The organism is Myroides sp. LoEW2-1 (assembly GCF_009767705.1).
Lineage (GTDB): Bacteria > Bacteroidota > Bacteroidia > Flavobacteriales > Flavobacteriaceae > Flavobacterium > Flavobacterium album_A.
Genome location: NZ_WSPP01000021.1, coordinates 1 through 2876 on the forward strand (window position 1 = coordinate 1; position 2876 = coordinate 2876).

Below are 2876 nucleotides of genomic sequence, written 5' to 3' on the forward strand. Positions count from 1 at the left end.
AGCGCAGATGGTACTGCTAACCAGTGGGAGAGTATGTCGTCGCCCTTCTTTTAAGAATCCCCAATCTCATATGAGGTTGGGGATTTTTTTGTTTATATACTTAGGCTATTTATCTATTATTAGTTTTATTAGCTTCTTGTTTATCACAAAGATTGTTTTTATTTATGGTAAATATTGCGAATCAATAATTGTAATTATTATTATTTTACTTAAACTGCAGGTTTTTGTGGAATTAATTAGAATGTATTGCGAAAAAAATGCTTTACTTTGTACGTGTTAATATTTGAGTTAGCTATGAGTGTTAGAATGAAGACTATATTAAAAAGGTCCCTATTATTTGTCGGTGGTTTTACAGGAATTACATTATTATTAATGTGGATTGTTCCTATGTTTTTTATAGATACTATAAATGAGAAAGTTAGGGTAGTTATTAAAGAAACAATTAAAGGTGAAGTTGAGTTTGATAAGATAGACTTATCATTTTACACAAAGTTCCCTTTTTTAACTGCAAATATTTCCAAGCCTTCAATTAGTGGTGTTAATCAAGATTCTATTAGTTCTACACAATTGTTCGAAGCTGAGTCTGTAAGTCTTGGAGTTAATCCCTTTGCTCTTTTATCTGGTAAAGTAAGCTTTGGTCGTATCTATGTCGATAAACCTTTTGTGAATGTGAACGTGATGGAAGATGGTTCTTCTAATTATGATATTTTTTATGCAAGTGAGTCTAATGAATTAGAGGAGGACAGTGATTTGGAGTTGAATATTAATCGATTACATATTAAGAATGCAGAGGTAATTTATAATGATTTAGCAAGCAAGTTGAGTTTTGTTATGCAAAATTTTGACTATGTTGGACGCGGAAATATGAGTGAAGCTATTTTTGACTTAAAAAGTGTTATTCGTATTCAGTCTTTTGATTTGAATTTTGATGGTGTTCATTATGTTAAGGAAAAACCTATACTTGCAAAGTTATCTACACAGATAGATACTAAGTCGCTTACTTTAATTTTTGAACGTAACGATATTCGCATAAAAGATCTTCCTGTAGATTTTAAAGGTAAGTTTGCTTTCATTGAGAATGGTTACGATATGTTGTTCGATATTAAAACTAAAGATTCGTCTCTTGAGCAGCTATTATCAGTGATACCTCCTGAGTATCAAGATTGGTTAGATAATACCGTTATAAAAGGAACTGTTACAGGAGATTTCTTATTAGAAGGGAAATACGTTATTGCGGATAGTTTAGCTCCAAATGTTAATTTGAATTTACAAGTTAATAATGGTTATATCCAACATGGAGAACTGACAAAGCCTTTAGAAAATTTAGAGCTTGGATTTTCATTTTCATTACCAGGATTGGACATTCAGAAGAATGAAGTAAATGTGAACAATTTATCTTTCAGTGTTGATGGCAAGAAAAGTCTTTTGAATCTCTCGAGTAAGGGTATTGATTCATTGCATGTAAATGGTAGTATAGATTCTAATTTAGATTTAGCTTTATTTAATAAAGCGGTAGGTAATAGTAGCTTTGATATGAAAGGGGATCTAACAATGAAGGGAAATGTTGATGGGTTGTTTACAAAGGACATTGTTGTAAGTAGAACATTGCGTAAAACTATAACTAATACAGTTATTAGCAGTGTTCCAAAATTCGATATCACTACAACTTTGCGTAACGGTTATTTCAAACTCGAACAGCTACCGGAAGCAATCTCCAAAGTAGACGTCGATTTAGAAGCTATTGGTAAAGATTCTAACTACAAGAACATCGCTATTAATCTAAATCATATTAGTTTATTAGCAATGGATAACTTTATAGAAGGTAAAGCTAAAATAAAGAATTTACATAATTATGATTTACAAGGAGATTTAAAGGCAAAGGTTGATCTTGATAATGTCAAAGAATTTATACCAATCTCTGATATGGAGATAAGAGGACTTGTAAATATTGATGGATCAGTTAATGGTACATTCGAACCTAATCGCAAGCGTTTTCCTATTGTATCAGCAGATATCAAAATGGAGAATGGTTATCTTCGTTTTGACAGGATTCCGGAGTTACCAGTAGAAGATATTCATATTCATACTAAGATCAATAGTAAACGTGGTTCCATGAGTGACTTAACCGTAGAAGTACTTCCAATTGACTTTAAGATTGCTGACGAATCATTTCAAATAGCAGCTAGTTTGTATAATTTAAATAATTTAAATTATACTGTTAAATCTAAAGGAGTGCTAAACATTGATAATCTATATAAGTTATTTAAGATAGACGGTATTGACGTTAAAGGTAAAATTGTAACTAATTTATTTTTAAGTGGTTTGCAAAGTGATGCAGTTAACGGAAACTTTGATAAGCTGAAGAACGGAGGACGTTTTGAGGTAGATAATATAACAGTTAGTTCGGAGTTATTTCCAAAACCTCTCCATATTAAGAAAGGAGTATTCAAATTTTTTAAAGAGAAGATGAAGTTTGAAAAGTTTGAAGCCCAATACGGTAGCTCTAAGTTTAGTATGAATGGGTATCTAACAAATGTTATTAATTATATATTGAAAGAAGACACTATCCAAGGAAAGTTTGATTTAGAAACTCCTTTCATGAATGTAGATGAGTTTATGGTTTTTGCTGATAATCAGTCCACATCAACGAAAGTATCTTCTGATAATACAGGTGTTATCCAAGTACCGGGGAATATCGATATTACTTTTACAGCAGATGCTAAGAAAGTAAAGTATACGGATTATAACTTAAATGACTTCAATGGAGAGTTAGTTATAAATAAACCACTATGGACTGAAAGTCCATAGTTTGTTAAAGCAGACTAAAGTCTGCCTGGGTGGAGCTACTTACTCAAGTATAAAGTTACCTCCGTTAT

General features: G+C 31.4%; 1 protein-coding gene. It reads left to right on the top strand.

Annotated elements, in window-relative coordinates; translation table 11 throughout:
* Positions 1-306 precede the first annotated feature (306 nt).
* Entirely contained in the window at positions 307-2808 is a 2502-nt protein-coding gene (locus GOQ24_RS02135) for an AsmA family protein (protein WP_243731242.1), read from the top strand.
* The last annotated feature ends 68 nt before the right edge of the window (positions 2809-2876 follow it).